Raw genomic sequence first — 15,118 nt, forward strand, 5'->3', positions numbered from 1 at the left:
CTCACAAACCTGATTTCGCGACATAATGTTCTTCTGAGCCCACATAACAGATGAACGCTTCTGCGTTCATCGCTTTGGCGAAGAGCCAACCTTGCGCATAACGAACGTTGCGGGAACGCAGATAGGCCAACTGCTCTACTGTCTCGACGCCTTCTGCCACAACAGCCAATCCCAACGAGTCAGCCATATTGATCAAATGGTCGATAAGGACCGCTCCCTTTTGAGGCTGAGAAATACCATCGACAAAAGACTTGTCGATTTTCAGAATATCCAGGGATAACTGCTGTAGATACTGCAGGTTTGAATATCCAGTCCCGAAATCATCCAGTGCCATCACGTAGCCCAACGCACGAGCTTTTCTGATCGTCTCTTTTGCAGCTCCCAAGTCCATAAACCCGGTTTCGGTTGCCTCCAACCAGATCTGTGATGGCAGTACCCCTGCCCGCTCTCTCATCCCGTGTAGCACGGAAATGAAACGGCCACTGCTAACGTCAGCTGCAGACAAGTTGATCGCGACATGCATTGAACGATCATTCACCAGCAGATTGCCGAGATCGTGTATCACTTGACTAATGACCTGATCGGTAATGGCCAGTATCAATCCGCTCTGTTCTGCCAACGGAATGAACGCATCCGGAGGGACTGATCCATAGCCTGGCTTGATCCACCGTATCAGCGCCTCGGCACCCACGCAGCGCTCATGCCCTAGTTCAATAATTGGCTGGTAATGTACGACGAACTCACGATTTTTCACTGCGAGCTCAAGTTCTGCCAGTGGCGAAAGACGGCGCTTCGACAGTCGGACGATACCGAATACCGGCACTGCTGCGAGTAACAGACCGAGTGGAATCATATAAAGCGCATGACGCAGAAGAATATGTAACAGCTCGGCGCGCGGTATCGCCGCAACGGCTATCCAGGAGCCTTGGCGGACGGACGTATACAGGTAGCCGTCCTTAAGTCCTTTTGTCGGGCCCGAATGCGCCAGGGTCACTATGCTTTCAGTGCCGTGATCACTTGCACGTACGAGATCGCCGTTACTCGTGGCTATCGCCAGCCTGACACGATGATCGAACAGCACATCCAGCAGTTGCTCTGAATCTACAAGAACGTTGAATGCCGCATATTCCAGAGCCATCATTGGCTTGGCTGACTCAAGCAAAGGCGGCACGCCCATCGAGATCTTTATTCCGTCGTCAGTTGTAAAGTCTGCGGGACGTGCATCGATTTTCCTGCCGATCATTCCCCACGAGCCACATACGAAAATGTCCTCATGGATATAGCCCACTGATTTCACTGACAGCGTGTTTACCGCAACAAGACGCATCTGATCGATGCTTTCCGGGCTACAGGGACGCAGCTCGCTGGAGGCAACAGACTTCAGCGCGTCGGACGCCTGTAGCAGTGTCGACTGAGCACGCTGAGACAGTAAAACCGCAATCTCTTCAAGCTGACGTTCGGTGCTGTTTAGCGTTAGCAGCCATCCAACGCCGCCCATTGCGCCCACTGCCAGACACGTGACGAGAGTACTTGCAATTACGCCCTGCCAGATCACAGACGACCGCATCGGCCCCGCCTTGGTTATAGAGAAAAGGACTGACTGCTTAATTTCGCAAACGATAGCTTATCGCGACAGAAAGGGGCTGGCTCGCTCTTTGGCCATGCAACGTTGTCAGCGCATAGACTTCCCGAGTTGCCAAGGCAACGTGCGCTGCGAATGGGCATCCAGTGCGGTTGATCAGTCGATGCTGAAACTGATCGTGTAAGGCACTGCCTCGCCACGCCTGGCTGATGCACGCATCTGAAACACCTGCACCGTGTACTTGCCCGACGTGGGTAACGCGCCGGTCCAATCCGAGCCAACACTGCCGCTGCCCAATGCTGCGGACTGGCCCGGCTTGTCGCCGGGCGCAATCACGTTGAAGTTGGCGTTGCGACTGCCAGTGATCCGCACTGCCATACGCTGACCAGACTTTGCAGACAGCGTGTATTGGACGGTGTCATAGCCCTTAAATGTTCCGTTGACCTGCGTGCTGTTCGTCCCGTTGGCAAAGCTGACGGGTACAGTGGTCACCTTATCGGCAGCCCAACACATTGAAGAACCGAGAGTGAGTGCAAAACCGTAAATCATCGCTCTGTTCATATGCCGCCCTTAGAAAGTGACATGAAGTTGACCATGGGTAACGCCGAAGAGGATGCACTGCGCAGAATACGATAGATGATCACTGGCCAAAAAGAGTCGAGACACTCAGGCCAGTGATCTTTTCCACCCTGGCGTCACTTTTTCGGGATGAACAGCTCGACAACGTTGATCCTGGAATAACCCGATAGGACCTACTCCCTCAGTGCTTTCCAGTTGCCGGGGCAGACCACATAACCGAACAAAGCGTGACCGCCGTAAAGCACCTCAGTACCTTCCGGAATCCAAAGCACCTGACCAGAGCCAACCCTGTAGACCATTCCGTTTGCCGAGAGCTCGAAACAGCCTTCGATCACGAATATCACCTCGTCGTAGAGCAGGGTCCAAGCGACCAGTGCGCCCGCCCAGCGGGCAAAGCCCACGCCAAGATGCGGCGAAACTTCGTCAGTCAGTGCGCGAGCGACGCTGGCCGCGCCCGGCGGCCCTCCCCGGTGATTGAACGTCAGGTCACGGTGGTCTACCAAGCGGACAGGGCCGTTGCCGGTGCAATGCATACTCATCACAACTCTTTCCTGCTGTTCCAGGCGGCCCAGCGTATGCGGGTGCGTACGCCCAGCCCCAGAAAAGGCTCAGGAGGATTAAGTGAAGGCATGCCCGTAACGGCTTTGATGTCGCGAAGTTGCTGTGAATCAAAGCCCACAGCCATGTCCGCCAACAGGCGGCCAGATACCGTCCCCCATGCCGCACCGACACCGTTGTCACACGCTGTGGCATACACGCCTTCGTTCACCCTCCCGAAGAAGTTGGTGAAGTTTCGGGAGATGGCGTAAGTACCTCCCCACGTATGAGTAAACGGCACATCTTTGAGTGTGGGGTAGCGGGTAGCAAACGCTTTGCGATGATCCTCTTGAATCCGGTCCCGAGTGCCACCACCGACGCTACGACCATACCGAGGTACATGTTTGTAGGTGTTGCGGATGATCAGCCGACGATCCTGGGTCATGCGTACGGTTGTCCCGGCATGATCGGCAGGCGTTAGGCCCCAGTCCGCTTGCATGCCGACCGACGCCATCTCATCCTCCGTCAGCGGTCGGGTCCAGCTGGCAAACGTCATGACAGGCAGCAGTCGATTTTTTAGATAACCGAACTCCTGGGTAAAAATGCTCGCACCTAACAGCACGTTTGGCGTGCGAATCGTGCCGTGATCCCCCTTAAGAACCCAGACACCAGAAGAATCACGCTCCAGACCTCGAATCGGAGATTCCTCCAGGATCTGGACATTTTCCGGAAGCGAAGCACCCAGTCCACGCACCAGAGCCGCCGGCTGCATCAGGTAGCAACCAGGGGTAAAGATCGCGCGACTGTAGTGCTCTGTGCCCAGTACCGAACACAGTTCGTCGCGCTCCACGATCCTGTATTTTTCGCCAAGATTATCCAGCAGCCCCTGAAAATGATCCAGGTACGCCAGGCCACGCGAGCCTACGGCACCTTGGTATTTTCCCGCGTGCGACCATTGACACTGGATGCCGTGCAGATTGATCAGCGACCCCAGTTGAGCGATCGCCGATCGATTAAGGCCCAGCAGGCGTTGCTTGTGCTGGGGATCGGGATGCTCCAGTGCGAATTTGTGCGGCAGATCGATCACGAACCCTGAGTTTCGCCCCGAGGCGCCATAGCCAATACGCTGAGCATCGACTAATAAGATCCGCGCGTTTGGCAAGAGCTCTGCCAGGCGACGGGCCGCGCTGAGTCCGGCGAATCCGGCGCCGATCACCACATGATCGGCGGTTTGCTGGCCATGTAGGCGCTTGCATTCAGGTAGTTGGGGAAGAGCCGCGTACCAACCGCAACCATTGTCGTCATGGGGCAGTTTGACAATACTGTTCATAAATGGTCCTCAAGCCACGCTTTGTTGGGCAGCCTGGCAACGTTCCAGCCAGGCTGATCGGTGGGTTTGTGCCTGACGTCCAAGGAGGACAAATCCTCGAACAGCGCCACGCCCGTCAAGGAACGCGGCGTTAAGTCCATCCTCCGTCGCCTCGCAACGCCACTGCCCTGCGATACCCACTGGTGGGATCAACACACTCAAGGGCGCAGCGGGTGTTTTGATCATCACTGGCATCAAGGGGTAACTCACGGCAGTGGCCTGGCCTGTAAGTGTTTTCACAAGTGCCTGAATCCCTTGATTGATTGGTGCAAGATAAGGCAATAACTGACCTTGAATTTCGATACAGTCCCCGAGGGCGTAGATCCCGCTTTGGGATGTTTGCAGGAAGGCGTCGGTAAGAATTCCTCGGTCGCACTCGATCCCCGCTGCCCGAGCAGTCTCAACGTTCGGACGCAAGCCAATGGCAGAAAGGATGATATCCGCCTCGATATGTTCTCCATTCGCCAAGTTCAGGGTGTAACCGGAATGCTCAGGAACAACGCTCTGCAAGGTTGTACCCAGATGCCATTGCACCCCCAGGTTCGACAGAGCTTGCTGTAGCTGCACGCCCACTGGCTCAGGCAGCAGACGCTCCATGGGCCAGGTACCAAGACCAATGATCTGTACTTCATAACCGCTGGCTGCGAGGTCATTGGCGAACTCGCAGCCGATCAAACCATCGCCCAAAATGGCCACACGCCTGACGTCCGAAAGACGGCTGCGGAAGGTGTGGTAGTCACTCAGGCTGTTAACACTGACCAGCGCATCGCCAGCGCCTTCCACTGGCAGTCTGAGCGGCGATGCACCGGTGGCCAACACCAACTGGTCGTAGGGCATTTCACCCAGATTGGTAAACAGACGTCGGGAAGATGTATCGATACGCTCGACACGACAATGGGCGTAAATACGAATGCCCAGTCTGTCCTCGATGGCTAACGGGCTCTCGCTGGCAAGTGACGCGGGTTCCCTACCCTGCGCCAGAGCGATCGACAGCGCCGGTTTGGAGTAGTTATGCCCGTCCTCCTGGGTGATTACTTTAATCTCAAGTGCCGGATCGGCTTTGCGCAGGGCCTGTGCCAGGCCGTAACCTGCGTATCCGCTGCCAATTATTACGACAGGCTGCTTTGGTGCGCTTGATACTGGCGACTGAGCGGGCTTCACAATCGGAGCCTCACTGATCACCGGGCCGCTGATTTCGATCATCTCGAAGTCGACTTTCCCCACCTTGCATTCGGGGCACAGCCAGTCGTCCGGGATGTCCTCCCAACGGGTGCCGGGAGCGATTCCGTCCTCAGGCCAGCCAAGCGCTTCGTCGTATATCCACCCACAGACTATGCACAGCCACTTCTTCAATGCGCCTTCCATTATTCCCCCTCGATACGGATCGCGAGGTTTTTAGTGCGCACGTAGCTGTAAAGCGCCTCCTGCCCCTTTTCCCGGCCATATCCGGAAAGACCTACGCCCCCAAACGGTGTCTCGATCCCGCCCGCATACCACTCGTTGACAAACACCTGACCCGCGCGCAGACGACGGGCGCAGCGAAGAGCGCGATTAAGGTCCTGAGTGAACACGCCAGCGACCAGGCCAAAGTCGGTGCCGTTGGCGATGGCGATGGCCTCTTCTTCGGTGTCAAAGGCGATGGCCGCCAGAACCGGTCCAAATACTTCAACCTGGGCGATGCTCATCTCTGGTTTTACGTCTCGGAACACCGTCGGATGCATGAAGTTGCCAAGACGTCCCGAAACACGCTCTGCGCCGGTGGCAACCACTGCGCCTTCTTCTTGAGCGGCGCGGCAAAGTACTTCGATGCCATTCAGTTGGGCGGCAGAGATTACTGGAGTGATGTCAGGGTTCTCCTCCCCTGCATCGATACTCAATCGTTCCACCATCGCCACGATAGAATCCACTACCTCGTCGTAGACTGAACGATGGATAAGTATTCGCGACATGGCCGAACACACCTGCCCCGCGTTGAAGAAAATGCCATCGCGAACACTGCTCAAAATCTGCTCGCGATCGGCATCGGGGAAAACCAGCGCAGCGGACTTTCCACCCAGCTCCATGACACACGGAATCGCATGTTCGGCAGCTGACCGCAGAATGCTTTGCCCGGTCGGAACGGAGCCTGTGAAAACGATCTGGTCAATTTTGGCACTGGCAGCCATGTACGCACCCACCTCCCGGCCGCGTCCGCACAATAAGTTCACGGCACCCAAAGGCAGGCCCGCGCGCTCAATGGCCTCCACCAGTACGCAAAGTCCCAATGGCGATAGCTCAGGAGACTTGATCACCACCGCGTTCCCCGCAGCCAGCGCCGGTGCCAGCGAACGCGCAGAGATCGAAACCGGGAAGTTCCACGGCACGATCTGCAACGACACGCCCACGGGGTCGTAAACGGTGAAGTCCATGTAGCCGTTACCTAACGGAATGGACGTCCCTTCGATTTTGTCGGCCATGCCGGCGTAGTACTCGAAATAACGAGCCGCCTCATCAAACTCGCCCTTGGCATCGCGCATCGTTTTGCCATTTTCTGCGCATAGAATCCGCGCGCCGTCGGCTGCTCCCGCTCGGATCTCTTCTGCGATCCTGAGCAGCCAGGCAACGCGCTGTGCCGGGCGAGCCTTCGTGAGTTCACCGCTGTCAGCGCAGCGGCGAGCGGCTTGAAGTGCGCGTTCGGCATCTATTTCGCTCGCCTGAGCGATGGTCGCCACGGGATGGTTGGTTGCAGGAGCCAAAATCGTCAACCGTTGTTTACTGTCGACCCATTGCCCATCGATGTAATTGAGCCAGTGCCTGGAATTCATCATGTTCTCCGGATCAATTCTGCTGAGCGCTGTCGAGCAGTTGCCGAGCGGTCCATTTATGGAAATAGTGGGTCGGGATGTCCATTTCCGGGGAAAACGCCCCGCCGTTGTACCCGGGCGAGCTGCGGCCTTGTTGCATGCCTTCCACCGAGGCGATGTCCTCGGCGAACACTACGCGCCACGAATCCATGACCGCTTTGCGGGCGGCGTCATATTCAGGCGCCAGCGCCTGATCGCCTACGTAGAACAGACGCAAATGTTCTACCGTTTTGCCGGGTGCAATAGGCTCCAGCATCATGGCGAAAGCGTGGTCAGCCTGGACGCCCAGCAGCACGTTGGGGAAAAACGCCACGTACTCGGCGTTGCGCATACGATCGGCAGGCCACGAGGGAAAGGTCGGCAGATGGGTGCCTGCGACATCTGACAGGTTATAGGCGTAGCTACCCTGGCCTGCGAACTGGTCAAACATGATGTTGTAGTGATCTTCCAGACGCGAATAGGTGTTCAGGCTGGGATGTACCCACGGCAAGTGATAAGCCTCACAGTAGTTCTCCACCGCCAGTTTCCAGTTGCATTTGACCTCGATGGCCAACGCGCCGCTGTTGCTTTCACGGCGCATCAAGCCCATTCCGTCAGTGCCAAGAAATGGCGCCCAACGTTCGGTCAGCGGCGCCAGCGATTGGAGCAGATCAGGGGCATCGCCAGAGAGATTGATAAAGACCATGTCCATCCAGATTTCGCTGCGCAGAGGCTTCAAACCATGCTTTTCGCATGCGAAACGTTCATCCTTGTGCTGGTTGATGCCACCTACGTGCGGAGTGCCACGCAATGCACCATTGAGGTCGTATGTCCAAGAGTGATAGGGACACCGGATGACGCCTTGCACCTCTCCTGCCGCCTGCACCAGCTTGACGCCGCGATGGCTGCAAACGTTATGGAACACCTGAACCCGTCCTTCCCGATTACGCATCATGAGTAAGGGAAGCCCCATGAAATCTACCGGTTTGACGTAGGCGTTCTTTGGCAAATCAGAGGCGAAGCCGATACAGGCCCAATTGCGGCCCATCACACGATCGCGATCCATTTCGAAATAGCGCTGATCGGTATAAAAGGGATTAGTCAGACCGTGCGCCTGTTCAATCGGGGCGAGTACGGTTTCAAGCGTTTGCACGGGGATCAGATTCGCGGTGCCCATTATTGTTATCTCCAAATCACATGTTCGAGGCCTGATGTTTCCGGCCTTGGCCCGGCGAATTCTTCTGTTTCCGAGCACTCGTTCACAAACGATTTTTGCGACGACATTAATGAGAAAAACTCATCTTCCGGTTTTCGCAGCATTGGGCTTTTTGCTCATGCTTATTTCTCATTTATTGATGAGTTTAAATAGTTTGTTGAGTCGTCGGCTCTCGCGCATTGTTGGCGGCGCCGTTGATGGCGACGCTAATCCGCTGTTCGCGGCGGCGTACTAAAACAAAAAGGGGAGCATCCCAATGCGTGCTAAAATTGGCCCGTTCAAAGGCCTCAATCCAACAGTGACTGTCGTGTCCGTGGCCATCGTGCTGGTCTTTGTGGTGCTGTGTGCAACCCTCGGTGACAGCGCTGCCCACGCGTTCAAAATCGCCTCGGACGCAATCCTGGATAACTTCAAGTGGTTTTACCTTGCGCTGGTCAGTGGTCTGCTCGGCGCTTTATTGCTCATCGCAGTCAGCCGGTACGGCACACTCAAACTGGGTCGGGAAGAAGACAAACCGGAGTTCAGCTTTCCTGCCTGGATCTCCATGCTGTTCAGTGCAGGGATGGGCATCGGGCTCATCTTCTGGTCTGTTGCCGAGCCTGTCTTGCACTATTCGGCCAACCCGTTCAGTAAGGGGCTGACCGACGATGCAGCCACCGTCGCGATGCGTCTGACCTTATTCCATTGGGGTTTGCACCCATGGGCGATCTTCACCACGATCGGCCTGGGCCTCGCATACTTTTCCTACTGCAAAGGCTTGCCGCTGGCCTTGCGATCAGTGCTGTATCCCCTCATCGGTGAGCGCATCTATGGACCCATTGGTCATGTCGTTGACATCCTGGGCGTGTGCATCACTGCCTTTGGCGTATCTCAATCACTGGGTCTTGGGGTGGTGCAAATCAACACAGGTCTGAATCAGGTGTTTCAGGTGCCGGTGAGCATCGGCCTGCAATTGGGCATCATTGCCGTGGTCAGTGTTATCGCGGCGGTGTCGCTTGTCGCTGGCGTTTCAAAAGGCATGAAACGTCTATCGATCACCAACATGTGGATCTCCTTCGGCTTGATGTTAGTGGTCCTGGCCATCGGTCCCACCCGGTACATTATGGATTTTGTGTTCGAAGCCACCGGCGATTACTTTCAGCATCTGATCGGTTTGAGCTTCTGGACAGACACCCAGGTCAACTCCTCCTGGCAGAAGAGCTGGACTGCCTTTTACTGGCCATGGTGGATGACCTGGGGGCCGTTCGTGGGGCTGTTCATCGCTCGAATCTCCAGGGGACGCACGATTCGCGAACTGATCGTCGGTGCGCTTCTTGTTCCTACCCTTGTCACCATTTTGTGGATGAGCGTGTTCGGCGGATCAGCGCTGAAAGACGAACGGGACGCCCGCACCACATACGGCCAACACGCTACCGCCCAGAAAAGTACAAATCCCCCATTCCAAGGCGGCGAAATCTTGAAAGCCACTGAGAAGGATACGACGGCCGCGATGTTTACCCTGCTTCAACGCCTTGACGGCGGCGCCGTGGGCAAAGGACTGTGCATGCTGGTTTGCCTGCTGCTAGCCGTACACTTCGTCACCGCTGCAGACGCAGGCACGCAAGTCCTGTGCATGCTCAACTCGGTGGGAAGCATCAACCCCCCCAACTGGACACGGGTGATGTGGTGTTTTCTGGAGGGAGCTATAGCCGCAGGCTTGCTGCTGGCGGGTGGGCTGGCCGCGATTCAACTGGCAAGTATCGTGATCGGGCTTCCCATCGCATTTTTCTTGCTAGTGACGGCGTATTGTCTGCTGCGCAGCCTGCGTGAAGACACGATCTGGCCGGCGCAAACCCTGGTGATGCGGGTAGCGGTCAGCGATGTTTGCCTCGTACAGCCGCCCAAGATTGAACACCGCGTACGTGCTCCCGAACGAGAACTGGCATGACGCTTCAGCCTGTTTCGGAAAACCTGCGGTACCACATGGCGCTAGACGGTTTGGTCTGGTGCCCAATGGTGATTGACGGAATATCGATAGAAGGGCTGGAATACGCCGCGCTCCATCATGGGACGCACTGGCAAGGTTACTGGATGAGGATGTCACCGGACAGTTGTTCAATACCTCATCGTCATGCTGGCGTAGAGTTATTGGTCGTATGGGAGGGAGAAATCGTTGATAGCGACGGCGCTCGGTTTCAGGCGGGGTCCAGTCTGCTGTACCCAGCAGGCTCGGAGCATTGGCTGAGCACCACCGGTGGAAGCGTGATGCTGGTCATCGAGTCGTTGCCGGCTCGTCTTGCAGGCTAATTCATCGCCGCGAGTTGCGGATCACTCACTTGAGTGAGCAACCATTGGCGAAAGCGATTAACGCTCTGCCGGTTCGGTAAACGACCATTAGGCTCCACCAGACAAAAGCGGGCGTCCGTCCGCAACACCGTGTCGACTGGCCGCACCAGCGTACCGTTCAGCAAATGATCATCCACAAGATTGGACCAGGCCAGCGCAATGCCCTGCCCTGCCAGGGCGGACTGGATCAGCATTGAGTAACTGTTGATATTGATGCGATTGCGTGGCTCGACCGGCTGCAGGCCGTTGCGTGTAAACCACTCCCGCCAACCGACCCAATCACTTTGTGGGTCTTCCAGCCAGAGCCAGGTCGCCTCGCCCAATTGATGAGGATTGCTCAATTGCGGGTTACGCGCCAGGTAGGCTGGGCTGCAGACAGGAAATATCTCCTCGGCGAACAAAGGCGTTGCCTTTGCATTGCTTGGTAGAGACCGGCAGTAGTAAAGCGCCAGATCGCAATCGAGCCGCGAGTACTCGTTAACGGAATCCGTGGCGATGATGCGCAAATCGATTTCGTCATTAAGATTTTTGAATACAGAAACACGCGGCAGCAACCAGAGCGAAGCCATCGCTGTGCTTGTCACGACGGTGACTTGCTGCGTGCCCTGCCAATGGCGAACACCCGCCGTGGCATGGGCAACTTTCTGCAGTGATTCTCGAACGAGCTCGCAGTAATCTTTTCCTGTTGTCGTCAGCACGATTTCCCGCGTCGTCCGACTGAAAAGAGGCTTGCCAAGGTAGTCTTCAAGCAAGCGTATCTGACGGCTGATCGCGCCTTGGGTGACATTCAGTTCCCGGGCGGCATGCGTAAAACTCAGATGACGGGCGGAGGCCTCAAAAGCCACAAGGCTATTGAGCGGGGGCAGAGGTTGCAGTTTCATCAGGTCATTTCATCGATTTATTGTTAGAGATGACTCGCGTTCAGACCGAGACGCGCAGACTGCCGGAGAATAGGTACATTCGGATCTTATTCCCAGCGCATTACGACGACCTGTCGCCCCGGACTTGCCGCATCTGTCGGTTTGACGCCTTCAAGCCAGGCGTGTGCCAGCTGTCTCCTTCACCATGCCCAGACCAATGAGCGTGGCACTGAGGCACAGCATCACATAGAAGGCAGGCGCATGGATGTCCCCCGTGAGGGTGATCAAGCCGGTAGCAAAAAACTGCGCAAAACCGCCAAATATCGATACTCCCAGGCAGTACACCAGTGACAAACCCGTAGCCCGGATTTCGCGGGGAAACAGCTCCGTCAGCATCACCACCGAAGGCACCGTAATCATGACCAGCAAAAACGTGGTGCTGATCGAGACCATCATCAGCGTGCTTAAAGTCGGGTAGTGAGTCATAAGCAAGAAAGCGGGATAGATCAGACAAAGCATAGGAAGACTGCCCAGCAGAACCGTGCGACGTCGGCCTATCCGATCACTCAATTTGCCTGCCCAAAGAGAAAGAAAAATCTGTACCAAAGCGCCAAGACAGGAGGCGCCAACACCGGCGTGTAGGGGCAAATGCAGCACCGCAACGGTGTAGTTGGTCATGTAGTCGAGGACGATGTAGCTGGTGGCGGTACCACCGATGGTCATCAGCACACCTGCAATCAATGCCCGGCGATGATGAGTAAATATCTGGCGCAGTGCCGGTTGCGGGGTTTCATCGGGCCTGGTCAGTACTGCCGTTTCCTGCAGATGGCGACGGATGTAAACGCCAACGGGCAATACCAGTAAGCCAACAAAAAATGGCACTCGCCAACCCCAGCTTTCCAACGAATCAGTACTCAAACCGGCACTCAAGCCGAGACTGACCAGTGACCCCATCAGAAAACTCAGACCCTGGCTGAAGAACTGCCAGCTGCCGTAGAAGCCTCGGTTATGATCCTCAGCATATTCCATCAGCATCGCTGTAGATGCGCCCACCTCTCCTCCGATAGCAAAGCCCTGTACCAGCCGAGCCGCAACAATCAAGAGCGGTGCGGCGATCCCTATTTGGGCATAGGTCGGCGTCAGCGCCAGCGCCGCCGATCCCACAGCCATCAGGCTTAATGTCAACAACATAGCGGGCTTACGACCGGCGCGGTCTGCGTAGGAGCCGATGATCAGCCCCCCGAGCGGACGCATGACGAACCCCAGTCCGAACGTCGCCAACGCCAGTAATAGCTGACCAAGCGCACTGTGAGCCGGGAAGTACTGACGACCGATCAATGTTGCGAAGAAACTGAAAACCGAGAATTCAAAAAACTCCAATGCCGATCCTACGGTGATAGCCGCTATGGCACGTACGCTGATAACGGCGCGGGTAGCACTGCCCTCGATCAACTGATGGGTCACGGTGGTAGGCATATCTATTCCTCTGCTCCGGCATATGTCTCACGGCAGGGCCGACTAATGGTTAGAGATCAAGCCAGAAAGGCTTCAACCAGACGAACCCAGTAACTGGCTCCCAGTCCGAGACATGCGTCGTTGAAATCGTACCCAGGGTTATGAACCATGCAGCCACCCTCCCCGTCTCCATTGCCGATTACCAGATAGCAACCCGGGCAATGCTCGAGCATCACGGCAAAATCTTCGCTTCCGGTCAGCGGCATGAGGTCGCTTATCAGCCCTTCGCTGCCAATCCAGTCCAGGGCAACTTGATGCGCGAATCGCGTACTCTGCTCATCATTCACCAAGGCCGGAAAGCGTTGCGTTTCGTCGACCTCAATAATTGCGGTCGCTCCAAAGCTCGCTGCCTGAGCCGTAGCTACGGCGGTAATGCGGTCAATCAAGTGGTCCCGCGTCTCAGGTCTGATGGCCCTGACACTCAGCTGCAACTGGCATTTATCCGGAAGAACGTTAGGGGCAATACCCGCGTGGAATGAGCCCACGGACACCACCGCGCAATCCAGTGGATCGACATTTCGCGCCACGATACTTTGCAGCGCCATGACAATCGCCGAGCCCGCCAACACGGTATCTATCGCCTTGTGAGGCATCGCCCCATGGCCGCCGATCCCCTGCACGGTGATCGTTACCGTGTCCGTGGAAGCCATGAACGGGCCTGAGCGAAAGCCGAACTTACCCGTGGGCAACCCTGGCATGTTGTGAAGTGCGAATACGGCGTCACACGGGAAGCGTTCAAACAGGCCATCCTCCAACATCTTTCTCGCACCACCATCTCCCTCTTCAGCAGGCTGAAAGATCAGTATCAACGTCCCGTCGAACCCTCGGCTTTGTATCAAGTGTTTCGCAGCTGCCAGCAGAATTGCGGTGTGACCGTCATGCCCACAGGCATGCATTTTCCCCTCGTGAAGGCTGGCATAGGGCAAGCCCGTCTGCTCAACGATGGGCAGTGCATCCATGTCTGCGCGAATCCCGATCACCTTCTGACCGGTACCCACTTGCAGGCGGCCCACCACACCCGTGCCTCCCATCCCTCGATGCACCTCATAGCCCCAATCCAGCAGTTTGCTTGCGATGAGATCACTGGTACCGAACTCCTCGAAGCTCAGCTCAGGGTTGGCATGAAGGTGACGGCGCAACGAAATCATTTCCTCTTCGATTGCCTGGATTCCGGATAACACGGCTGATTCAGTCATCATCTTTCCTTGTCGTTATTTACATGGGCGGGCATTCTGCGAGCCCGATCATAGGGAGCTGGTTTTCCCCCCGGCAGTCGCAAATTGGTTGGCCTGACAACCGTTGGTTGACAGTGACCATTAAGGAGAGACGCATGAAACTGCATCAACTGCAGGCATTGGTGGCGATCGCAGACTGCGGCAGCATGCGTGCCGCAGCCCGCCGGATGCAGGTGTCTCAGACCGCCGTCGCCAAGGCGGTGCGTGAGCTTGAAACGCAGGTGCACTTACCCCTTCTGGTTCGTAATGCCAGCGGAGTCACGCTTACCCAATATGGTCGATCGTTATTGCTGCACGCCAGGCAGATGCTCGGTCAGCTGGAACAGGCAGAACTGGAATTGGCGCACCTGCGCGGGCAAGCCGAAGGGCACTTGCGTCTGGGGATTTCGCCATGGATGGGAATGACGCTGCTGCCGGAAGTAACGCTATTGTTTCGACAAAAAATGCCACAGGTCAGACTCGAGATTTTCGAGGGACTGATGGCCGTGACACTGCCTAGGCTGCGTGACGGGACGATGGAGTTTGCGGTCGGGTTGGTATCAGGCCTGTTGCCCCAACCGGAATTCACAAGCAAGCAGCTTCTTTCCTACAAGATGACGGTAGTCGCTCGTCAGGGACATCCGAGACAACACTGCCGCTCGATAGAAGATCTATTGGATCAGGACTGGGTGGTGAATTATCCCGACGCCGATCATGACGCCTTCATGACCGAACTATTCTGGCAACACAACGCGCACATCGCCGTGGAACAGGTACAACGGGCACATTCACTGCAACTGATGCTATCGCTCATGGAGCATACGAACATGCTCAGCTATTGCCCCGAGCCAATGCTGACGGTGCCCATGTTCAAAGAACGCATCGTGAAACTTGATTTGGTCCAGACATTCGCGACGGACACCATCGGCATCGTTATGCCCCGTAACGCTCAGCTGGGAAGCGCCGCGCAGTGTTTTGTCGACTGTCTGCTGCAAGTCATAAGACGCCGGTCAAGGTCGTCCAAGCCCGAAGATCGAGACTTGTTTGATACGCTTCAATTATTGACCTGAATTGACGTTGCCCAGTCAGACTTTTCGCC

The 15,118-nt window shown here is 56.2% G+C and carries 14 protein-coding genes and 1 pseudogene; 4 read left to right on the forward strand and 11 right to left on the reverse strand.

What is annotated here, in order from left to right:
- Window position 1: 1 nt before the first annotated feature.
- The 8 genes and pseudogenes from ACWKWM_RS20885 to ACWKWM_RS20920 all read right to left on the reverse strand — a co-directional run bounded on the left by ACWKWM_RS20885 (window position 2) and on the right by ACWKWM_RS20920 (window position 8,066).
- Window positions 2-1,567, reverse strand: coding sequence for an EAL domain-containing protein (locus ACWKWM_RS20885; RefSeq protein ID WP_483847956.1), 1,566 nt, complete (start codon window positions 1,565-1,567; stop codon window positions 2-4).
- A 171-nt stretch (window positions 1,568-1,738) separates the two neighbouring features.
- Window positions 1,739-2,074, reverse strand: coding sequence for a hypothetical protein (locus ACWKWM_RS20890; RefSeq protein WP_483847957.1), 336 nt, complete (start codon window positions 2,072-2,074; stop codon window positions 1,739-1,741).
- Window positions 2,075-2,334: 260 nt separating this feature from the next.
- On the reverse strand, window positions 2,335-2,700 hold the full coding sequence (locus tag ACWKWM_RS20895; protein WP_483847958.1) for an ethanolamine utilization protein EutQ: 366 nt from the start codon (window positions 2,698-2,700) through the stop codon (window positions 2,335-2,337).
- Window positions 2,700-4,028, reverse strand: coding sequence for an NAD(P)/FAD-dependent oxidoreductase (locus ACWKWM_RS20900; protein ID WP_483847959.1), 1,329 nt, complete (start codon window positions 4,026-4,028; stop codon window positions 2,700-2,702). The genes ACWKWM_RS20895 and ACWKWM_RS20900 overlap by 1 nt, the downstream gene beginning before the upstream one ends.
- 9 nt (window positions 4,029-4,037) lie before the next feature.
- Window positions 4,038-5,270, reverse strand: a complete 1,233-nt coding sequence (locus ACWKWM_RS20905; RefSeq protein WP_483848044.1) for an FAD-dependent oxidoreductase — start codon at window positions 5,268-5,270, stop codon at window positions 4,038-4,040.
- A pseudogene (locus ACWKWM_RS20910) lies at window positions 5,259-5,420 on the reverse strand (rubredoxin); the annotation flags it as partial. The pseudogene ACWKWM_RS20910 and the gene ACWKWM_RS20905, both read right to left, overlap by 12 nt.
- An 11-nt stretch (window positions 5,421-5,431) precedes the next feature.
- Entirely contained in the window at window positions 5,432-6,874 is a 1,443-nt protein-coding gene (locus ACWKWM_RS20915; RefSeq protein ID WP_483847960.1) for an aldehyde dehydrogenase family protein, read from the reverse strand.
- A gap of 10 nt (window positions 6,875-6,884) precedes the next feature.
- Window positions 6,885-8,066, reverse strand: a complete 1,182-nt coding sequence (locus tag ACWKWM_RS20920; protein WP_483847961.1) for an aromatic ring-hydroxylating oxygenase subunit alpha — start codon at window positions 8,064-8,066, stop codon at window positions 6,885-6,887.
- Here ACWKWM_RS20920 and ACWKWM_RS20925 point away from each other — a divergent pair.
- The 3 genes from ACWKWM_RS20925 to ACWKWM_RS20935 are packed head-to-tail and all read left to right on the forward strand — an operon-like array spanning window position 8,059 to window position 10,391.
- Window positions 8,059-8,340 carry a hypothetical protein gene (locus ACWKWM_RS20925; RefSeq protein ID WP_483847962.1) on the forward strand — a complete coding sequence of 94 codons (282 nt, stop codon included), beginning with the start codon at window positions 8,059-8,061 and terminating at the stop codon, window positions 8,338-8,340. The two genes, ACWKWM_RS20920 and ACWKWM_RS20925, sit on opposite strands and share 8 nt — an antisense overlap.
- Before the next feature lie 21 nt (window positions 8,341-8,361).
- Window positions 8,362-10,032, forward strand: coding sequence for a BCCT family transporter (locus tag ACWKWM_RS20930; protein ID WP_483847963.1), 1,671 nt, complete (start codon window positions 8,362-8,364; stop codon window positions 10,030-10,032).
- A complete protein-coding gene (locus tag ACWKWM_RS20935; protein ID WP_483847964.1) occupies window positions 10,029-10,391 on the forward strand; it encodes a cupin domain-containing protein in 363 nt (120 codons plus the stop codon). Before ACWKWM_RS20930 ends, ACWKWM_RS20935 begins: the two co-directional genes overlap by 4 nt.
- Here the strand turns inward: ACWKWM_RS20935 and ACWKWM_RS20940 are convergent.
- The 3 genes from ACWKWM_RS20940 to ACWKWM_RS20950 all read right to left on the reverse strand — a co-directional run bounded on the left by ACWKWM_RS20940 (window position 10,388) and on the right by ACWKWM_RS20950 (window position 14,001).
- Window positions 10,388-11,311, reverse strand: coding sequence for a LysR substrate-binding domain-containing protein (locus ACWKWM_RS20940; RefSeq protein ID WP_483847965.1), 924 nt, complete (start codon window positions 11,309-11,311; stop codon window positions 10,388-10,390). The genes ACWKWM_RS20935 and ACWKWM_RS20940 overlap by 4 nt on opposite strands.
- A 150-nt stretch (window positions 11,312-11,461) precedes the next feature.
- Window positions 11,462-12,766, reverse strand: coding sequence for an MFS transporter (locus tag ACWKWM_RS20945; RefSeq protein WP_483847966.1), 1,305 nt, complete (start codon window positions 12,764-12,766; stop codon window positions 11,462-11,464).
- 56 nt (window positions 12,767-12,822) lie between these two features.
- Window positions 12,823-14,001 carry a M20 aminoacylase family protein gene (locus ACWKWM_RS20950; protein WP_483847967.1) on the reverse strand — a complete coding sequence of 393 codons (1,179 nt, stop codon included), beginning with the start codon at window positions 13,999-14,001 and terminating at the stop codon, window positions 12,823-12,825.
- Between the two features lie 134 nt (window positions 14,002-14,135).
- Here ACWKWM_RS20950 and ACWKWM_RS20955 point away from each other — a divergent pair, with 134 nt between their 5' ends.
- Window positions 14,136-15,089, forward strand: coding sequence for a LysR family transcriptional regulator (locus tag ACWKWM_RS20955; protein ID WP_483847968.1), 954 nt, complete (start codon window positions 14,136-14,138; stop codon window positions 15,087-15,089).
- Window positions 15,090-15,118 lie beyond the last annotated feature (29 nt).

Source organism: Pseudomonas rosaeacicularis (assembly GCF_057128745.1).

Bases quoted from the DNA above. Each gene is read 5' to 3' on its own strand.
- ACWKWM_RS20950 (WP_483847967.1), bottom strand. From the start codon at position 14,001: ATGACTGAATCAGCCGTGTTATCCGGAATCCAGGCAATCGAAGAGGAA.
- ACWKWM_RS20935 (WP_483847964.1), top strand. From the start codon at position 10,029: ATGACGCTTCAGCCTGTTTCGGAAAACCTGCGGTACCACATGGCGCTA.
- ACWKWM_RS20895 (WP_483847958.1), bottom strand. From the start codon at position 2,700: ATGAGTATGCATTGCACCGGCAACGGCCCTGTCCGCTTGGTAGACCAC.
- ACWKWM_RS20940 (WP_483847965.1), bottom strand. From the start codon at position 11,311: ATGAAACTGCAACCTCTGCCCCCGCTCAATAGCCTTGTGGCTTTTGAG.
- ACWKWM_RS20905 (WP_483848044.1), bottom strand. From the start codon at position 5,270: ATGATCGAAATCAGCGGCCCGGTGATCAGTGAGGCTCCGATTGTGAAG.
- ACWKWM_RS20945 (WP_483847966.1), bottom strand. From the start codon at position 12,766: ATGCCTACCACCGTGACCCATCAGTTGATCGAGGGCAGTGCTACCCGC.
- ACWKWM_RS20885 (WP_483847956.1), bottom strand. From the start codon at position 1,567: ATGCGGTCGTCTGTGATCTGGCAGGGCGTAATTGCAAGTACTCTCGTC.
- ACWKWM_RS20920 (WP_483847961.1), bottom strand. From the start codon at position 8,066: ATGGGCACCGCGAATCTGATCCCCGTGCAAACGCTTGAAACCGTACTC.
- ACWKWM_RS20930 (WP_483847963.1), top strand. From the start codon at position 8,362: ATGCGTGCTAAAATTGGCCCGTTCAAAGGCCTCAATCCAACAGTGACT.
- ACWKWM_RS20955 (WP_483847968.1), top strand. From the start codon at position 14,136: ATGAAACTGCATCAACTGCAGGCATTGGTGGCGATCGCAGACTGCGGC.
- ACWKWM_RS20915 (WP_483847960.1), bottom strand. From the start codon at position 6,874: ATGATGAATTCCAGGCACTGGCTCAATTACATCGATGGGCAATGGGTC.
- ACWKWM_RS20900 (WP_483847959.1), bottom strand. From the start codon at position 4,028: ATGAACAGTATTGTCAAACTGCCCCATGACGACAATGGTTGCGGTTGG.